Raw genomic sequence first — 6,000 nt, 5'->3', positions numbered from 1 at the left:
GCCCCAACCCGAGGTTGCGCTCGACGTTCTCGACGACCACGATGGCGTCGTCCACCACGATCCCGATCGCCAGGACCAGGCCGAATAGCGACAGGCTGTTGAGACTGTAGCCGGCAACGGCAAGAAGCGCGAAGGTGCCGACCAGCGAAACCGGAATGGCGACGACCGGAATGATCGCCGCCCGCCAGCGCTGCAGGAACAGGAAGATGACCAGCACCACGAGCACCGCGGCCTCCAGCAGCGTCTGGCGGACCGCGGCGGTGGACTGGGCGATGAACTTCGTGGAGTTCCACATGATGCGGTACTCCAGCCCGTGCGGAAACGACTTTGCGGTCTCCCGCATGACGCGCTCGACGGTTTCGCCCGTCTCGAGCGCGTTCGTGCCCGGTCGCTGGAAGATGCCGATCATGATCGACGGCTTGCCGGACAGGTACGCGTTGGTGCCGTAGTCGGCCGCCCCGAGTTCGACGCGCGCCACATCGCGCACCCGGACCTGCCGGCCGTCCTTGTCGGTACGGACGATCACGTCGGCGAACTGTTCGGGATCGGAGAATCGGCCCTGCGTCCGGACGTTCAGCTGGAAGGCATCGGTGGACGCGTTGGGCGGCTGGCCCAGCGCGCCGGCGGCGACCTGCACGTTCTGGGCACGAAGCGCCGCGACCACTTCACCGGCGGTCAGGTTCAGCGATGCCGCCCGGTCCGGGTCGATCCATACCCGCATGGCAAATTCCCGGCTGCCAAAAATGATGGCGTCGCCAACGCCGTCGATCCGGCTCAGCCGGTCGCGTACCTGGGTGAGTGCGTAGTTCGAAATGTAGTCCTGATCGAAGGTGCCGTCCGGCGAGACCAGGTTCACCGCCATCAGCGCACTCGGCGCGGTCTTGCGGGTGGTCACGCCGAGGCGCTGCACCTCTTCGGGCAAGCGCGGCGTCGCGGTGGCGACCCGGTTCTGCACCAGCATCTGCGCCGCATCGAGGTTGGTCCCGACCTTGAACGTCACCGAGATCGCAACCTTGCCGTCGCCGGTGGACTGGCTGGAGATGTACAGCATGTTGTCGACGCCGTTGATCTCCTGTTCGATCGGCGCGGCGACCGTCTCGGCAACCGTCTCGGCCGACGCGCCGGGATAGGTGGCGGACACCACGACGGTCGGCGGAATGATGTCGGGGTACTGCGATACCGGCAGTCGGAAGTAGGCAATGGCGCCCACGATGGTAATCACGACCGCCAGGACTGCGGCGAAAATCGGCCGTGTGATGAAGAAGCGCGACAGGCGCATGGAGTGCTTTCCTTAAGGAGGAGATGCCGCCGGGGCCTTGCCCTAGGAGGCAAAGGTGGCCTCGCCGGCGGTCGCCGGCGTGAGCGAGCGATTCAAAGGCGCCGCGGGCTTGATGCTTCCCGGCCTGGTCAGCACCTTGCTGCCCGGGACCGCCATCTGCACGCCGCCGACGACGACGTTGTCATTCGGCGCCAGGCCCGAGCGCACGATGCGAAGGCCGTCGACCACCGGGCCCAGCGCCACCGGCTTCGCCTCGACGGTGCCGTCCTTCGACACGGTCAGCACAACCTTGCGCGCCTGATCGGTCTGTATGGCGGCGTCGGGGACCAGCAGCGCCGTCGTGGCGCCGCCGCTGGCCAGGCGCATGTTGCCGAACATGCCGGGCGCGAGGAACAGTCCGGGATTGTCCACGACGGCGCGCAGCCTGATGGTGCCCGACCGCGGATCCAGGCCGTTGTCGGTAAAGTCGAGCGCGCCGCGCCAGCGATAGTCGGCTTCGTCCTGAAGGCGGACCTCGATCGCGGACATTTTCGCGCCGCCTTGCTTCGCGCGCAGCGCCTTGAGATAGAGCGCCTCCGACGCATCGAATACGAAGTAGATGGGATCCAGCGCGTTGACGGTGGTCAGGAGCGTCCCGCTTCCGCCTTCTCCGGTCGCGACCAGATTGCCCGGGTCGACGCGCCGGTATGAAACCCTTCCGGCAATCGGGGCGCGGACTTCGGTGAATTCGAGATCCAGTGATCTGGCGTCGGCCCGGGCCTGCGCACCCGCCACGGCGGCAATGCCGGCCTGCACCCTTGCGTGGAGGCGGTCCAGCTCGCTTTTCGAGACAGCGTCTTCGCCGACCAGATTGTCTGCCCGCTGCGCGTCGGCGCGGGCCAGCGCAAGTTCGCTGCGCGCGCTTGCCAGGCTCGCGCCGGCTTCGGCGAGGGCCGCCGCGAATGGCCTGCGGTCAATGGTAAACAGCAACTCGCCCCGGCGAACGGTCGCGCCATCGGCGAAGTGGACGGCGGTGATCTGGCCCGATACGCGTGGCCGGATCTCTACCGCGCGGCTGGGCTCGAAGCGGCCGACGTAGGTATCCCATTCGTTCACCTGCCGTGACAGCGGCGCTGATATCGACACCGTCGGCGGCGTCATCGCCGCGTTGGCGACGGGCGTTTTGCGAGCGAAGACAAAGAGTCCGACGCCGACGATTGCCACGGCGATGCCCGCGATCGCCGCCGGGCGCAACACGGCCGGACGCGGCCTGGAACGCGACGCGGCGCGTTCGTTGAGTTTGGTCTGAGTGTTCATCCGATCACCGGTCGCTGGTTGTCAAGTCGAGCGGCATTTTCGCCAACGCCTCCTGATGGCGAAAGGACGAACTTCCCTCGTTTCTGGCCGCGCCAGGTTGTCAGCCGATGTTTGGCAGAAAACAATCACAATTCGTCGTTTCTGCCACTCACGCCGATACCCGCGCCCGGGATATAAAACGAGGGTTTCGATCTTCCAGACACCAGGAGCCATTCCTCATGGAACCGCAGTCCCCGCGCACCGGCCTGGCAGGCCGCGCCTCTCTACGTGGCCAGGAACCGGATTTTCCCGGCGAGCCGAATCATGCCGAGGCAGTGACGCAACGGCGGGCACAACTTCGCCGGCTCGAGTTCGCATCGGTGATCGAGGGCACCACGCTCATTCTTCTTGCCGGCGTCGCCGTTCCACTGAAGCACCTCGGCGGCTGGCCCGTCGGTGTGCAGGTCCTGGGGCCGCTACATGGCCTCGCGTTGCTGATCTATCTGTGGATCGCCATGCAAGCCGTCGCCGAGGCCGGCTGGTCGCGCAGCGACGTGATCCGCGTGTTTCTGGTTGCCGTCCTGCCGTTCGGCGGATTCTTCAATGCGGCTTTCATCTCGCGCAAGATCGCCGGCCTCGGGAAGGAGCCGTCCCGATGAGTCTCGTTGCGCTATACCCCTGGCTCAAGGCACTGCACGTGGCGTCCGCGCTGATCTTCGCCGCTGGCGTGATGACCGTGGCGGTGTTCCTGTGGGCAGCGGCCAGATCCGGCCAGGACGTCGCGAGGATCTCGGCGGCCCTGCGCGCATGGGACAGGGCGGTCACGACGCCGGCGATGCTCCTGGTCTTGGTGCTCGGCTTTCTGCTTGCCAGGTCCGGAGGCTGGTTTGGCGCCCCGTGGTTGCATGTCAAGCTTGCCCTTGCTCTCCTGCTCGCGGCCGCGCACGGCATGCAGTCCGCAAGACTTCGCCGCCTCGCCGGCGGGACCGCCGCAAGACCTTGGCGGGCGAGCCCGTTGTTCCTGGCGGGGTTCGCCGGCATCGCAATGCTCGCCGTGCTGAAGCCATTTTGACTCGTGCGAGAGGACGGCATCCGGCCCGACGGGCATCGCGCCACGGCTGTCCTCTCCCGCCTCTCCCGACGTTCGACACGTGCATGAGCATCGATCCCGCGCTGGCAATTCGGCACATCGGGTTCTTCGTGTACCCAGGCTTCCAGATTCAAGACCTGAGCGGCCCGCTCGCGGCCTTCGAGCTGGCCGAGCTGGACGCCGGCATCAAGGCATACCGATGTCACGTCGTCTCCCAGGCCGGCGGCGAGATCGCAAGCTCCGGCGGTCTGAAGGTCATTACCGATTCGATCCCTTCGACACTCGATACCTTGCTGGTCGTCGGTGGCGAGATATCGGACGACCCCGCTGGGCTACCGGCAATCACCGGGCACCTGGCCGCCGCCCAGGAAAACGGCACACGGCGCATCGGAAGCGTCTGCACCGGCGCGTTCATACTTGCCAAGGCTGGCTTGCTCGACGGTCGTTGCGCAACCACGCACTGGAAGCACTCGCGCCAGCTGCAGCGCATGTTTCCGAAAGCCAGGGTGCAGTCAGACCGCATCTTCGCGAAAGACGGGCATATCTGGACGTCGGCTGGCGTGACCGCCGGGATTGACCTGGCGCTGGCGCTGATCGAAGAAGACCTCGGCCATGCGGCCTCGCATGCCGTAGCCCAGGCGCTGGTCGTGTACCACCGCCGGCCGGGCGGCCAGTCCCAGTTCTCCGCCCTGGCCGACATGGAGCCGGAGTCGGACAGGATTCGGGAGGTACTGACGTATATGCGCGAGCATCTGAACGAGCCGCTCTCCACCGAGACACTGGCATCCGTCGCATGCCTCAGTCCCCGGCAGTTCGGGCGAACATTCCTGGCCGAAACTGGCGAGACGCCCGCAAAGGCCGTCGAGCGGCTGCGAGTCGAGGTAGCACGCCAGAGAGTGGAACGAGGTGCCGAGCCGATCGAGCTAATCGCCTACTCGGTCGGATTTGCCGATCCCGAGCGGATGCGTAGGGCGTTCATACGGGTCACGGGCCACCCGCCGCAGAGTCTTCGCCGGATGGCTGCCTGAAGGGCGCAAGAGGGAAAAAAACAGCATCCTGGGATGAGAATTCTCATGTGCGGAGCCAGCATTTGCTGCATAGACCACGTGCGAGCTCAATTCGGCCTTCGTTCACTTGTCGTTCCTGGATACCTAAGCTTCCAGATCTGCCGATCTATGGAAAGGCTATTGGTCTGCCTGACAGACGCTTCTGGGGGTAATGAAGAGGATGGGCGGGCGCTGAGCTTCGCTGGATATTTCGCGTTTCAAGTGCGATTCGATTGGGTGTCTTGCGGCCAGGAGCGGTCATCGACGGTTTGCTGTCCACTTGGTTTTACAGCGCCTCAATCGATTTTCCTATGTAGAAGCAGTCTAAAATGTAAGCTTGGTCCTGAGATCTACGCGCCTACCCTGGGGGGCTTCATGAATCCACGACGCGTTCACGAACTTATGCGTCAGCATTTTCCATCTGTAGACGCGGCATCAAGAGAATGGATTCATATCATCGCTCCTGATGGTCTTCGCGAACCAGAACTACTGCATTTGCTAGAGAGATTTATCCCAGCAGACTTTGTTCTCATCGAAGTGCATCGAAAGCTTGGCGGCTATATTGCCAGAGATGAGGCTATTAAATTTGCTGCCGCTCACTGGGGTGAAGGCGAGATCCACATAGCCGACCGGGATTTTCGTGGTTTCGTTGTCATTGGCCATAATGGCGTTGCAACTGGGTGGTCCGACAAAAAGTAGCGCCCAGTCCTTCTCTCGTTCGTCCTTTAGGTTTCCTGCGGCGACGGTCCGCTAAGGGTCGCCAACCGCCCTCCATGACAGTCCCCCCACCAGCATCCGCAGCGGCCCCCTCAACAGACCTACCCCCGCCGCCCCCGCACCGACGCCACCCCATGCACGAGCGCTGTCAATGGCCTGGCGCCCAACGTGCGCAGAAGCGCGGCCTCCGCATCCTGCAGTGCGCTTTCGATGAGTCGATTCACCGCCTTTTCGACAGGACAGCTCGGATTGTCATCTGCCGACCCGATTGCGAAGGCGGTGGTATGAGCGATGGCGTCATACACATGCCGCGCAGTCACGCGGTTCAGGTCGCAGGCCAACTCCCATCCACCGCCTCGGCCGCCGGTTGATGTGACCAGCCCGGCATCGCGCAGCGACGCCATGGTCCGGCGCACGACGACGGCATTGGTGTGCAGCATCTGCGCGATGGTTTCCGATGTGGTGGTGCCGTCGCGAAGATGCATGTGGATCAGCACGTGCAACAAGCGGGCGAGACGGGTGTCCTGTGCCATGAGTGCATTTCCGTAACGTTGATAGTTACGGTATTATACGATCCGGTACGCTATCGCTTA

General features: G+C 64.2%; 7 protein-coding genes. 4 read left to right on the top strand and 3 right to left on the bottom strand.

Annotated features, from left to right (window positions below):
• Nucleotides 1-1,279, bottom strand: a 1,279-nt coding sequence (locus tag K206_RS0116190; protein ID WP_020203438.1) for an efflux RND transporter permease subunit, incomplete at its 3' end; no start/stop codon positions are given.
• A gap of 42 nt (nt 1,280-1,321) precedes the next feature.
• Nucleotides 1,322-2,575, bottom strand: a complete 1,254-nt coding sequence (locus K206_RS0116185) for an efflux RND transporter periplasmic adaptor subunit (RefSeq protein WP_020203437.1) — start codon at nt 2,573-2,575, stop codon at nt 1,322-1,324.
• Between the two features lie 218 nt (nt 2,576-2,793).
• Between K206_RS0116185 and K206_RS0116180 the strand changes: the two genes are divergently transcribed.
• The 4 genes from K206_RS0116180 (at nt 2,794) to K206_RS41630 (ending at nt 5,389) form a co-directional block, all read left to right on the top strand.
• Nucleotides 2,794-3,213, top strand: coding sequence for a DUF3817 domain-containing protein (locus K206_RS0116180; protein WP_081651422.1), 420 nt, complete (start codon nt 2,794-2,796; stop codon nt 3,211-3,213).
• Nucleotides 3,210-3,626: a DUF2269 family protein gene (locus tag K206_RS0116175; protein WP_020203435.1), complete on the top strand. Its 417-nt coding sequence runs from the start codon at nt 3,210-3,212 to the stop codon at nt 3,624-3,626. Before K206_RS0116180 ends, K206_RS0116175 begins: the two co-directional genes overlap by 4 nt.
• A gap of 83 nt (nt 3,627-3,709) precedes the next feature.
• Nucleotides 3,710-4,672: a GlxA family transcriptional regulator gene (locus K206_RS0116170; RefSeq protein WP_020203434.1), complete on the top strand. Its 963-nt coding sequence runs from the start codon at nt 3,710-3,712 to the stop codon at nt 4,670-4,672.
• A 393-nt stretch (nt 4,673-5,065) separates the two neighbouring features.
• Nucleotides 5,066-5,389, top strand: a complete 324-nt coding sequence (locus tag K206_RS41630) for a hypothetical protein (RefSeq protein ID WP_081651421.1) — start codon at nt 5,066-5,068, stop codon at nt 5,387-5,389.
• 119 nt (nt 5,390-5,508) lie between these two features.
• On the opposite strand, the gene K206_RS0116165 is transcribed toward K206_RS41630, so the two are convergent.
• Nucleotides 5,509-5,940, bottom strand: coding sequence for an Rrf2 family transcriptional regulator (locus K206_RS0116165; RefSeq protein ID WP_020203433.1), 432 nt, complete (start codon nt 5,938-5,940; stop codon nt 5,509-5,511).
• Nucleotides 5,941-6,000 lie beyond the last annotated feature (60 nt).

This window comes from Cupriavidus sp. WS (assembly GCF_000395345.1).
Lineage (GTDB): Bacteria > Pseudomonadota > Gammaproteobacteria > Burkholderiales > Burkholderiaceae > Cupriavidus > Cupriavidus basilensis_B.
Note: the sequence above shows the minus strand (reverse complement) of the source record. Positions and strands in the feature narration are given on the sequence as shown.

Bases quoted from the DNA above. Each gene is read 5' to 3' on its own strand.
- K206_RS0116170 (WP_020203434.1), top strand. From the start codon at position 3,710: ATGAGCATCGATCCCGCGCTGGCAATTCGGCACATCGGGTTCTTCGTG.
- K206_RS41630 (WP_081651421.1), top strand. From the start codon at position 5,066: ATGAATCCACGACGCGTTCACGAACTTATGCGTCAGCATTTTCCATCT.
- K206_RS0116165 (WP_020203433.1), bottom strand. From the start codon at position 5,940: ATGGCACAGGACACCCGTCTCGCCCGCTTGTTGCACGTGCTGATCCAC.
- K206_RS0116175 (WP_020203435.1), top strand. From the start codon at position 3,210: ATGAGTCTCGTTGCGCTATACCCCTGGCTCAAGGCACTGCACGTGGCG.
- K206_RS0116180 (WP_081651422.1), top strand. From the start codon at position 2,794: ATGGAACCGCAGTCCCCGCGCACCGGCCTGGCAGGCCGCGCCTCTCTA.
- K206_RS0116185 (WP_020203437.1), bottom strand. From the start codon at position 2,575: ATGAACACTCAGACCAAACTCAACGAACGCGCCGCGTCGCGTTCCAGG.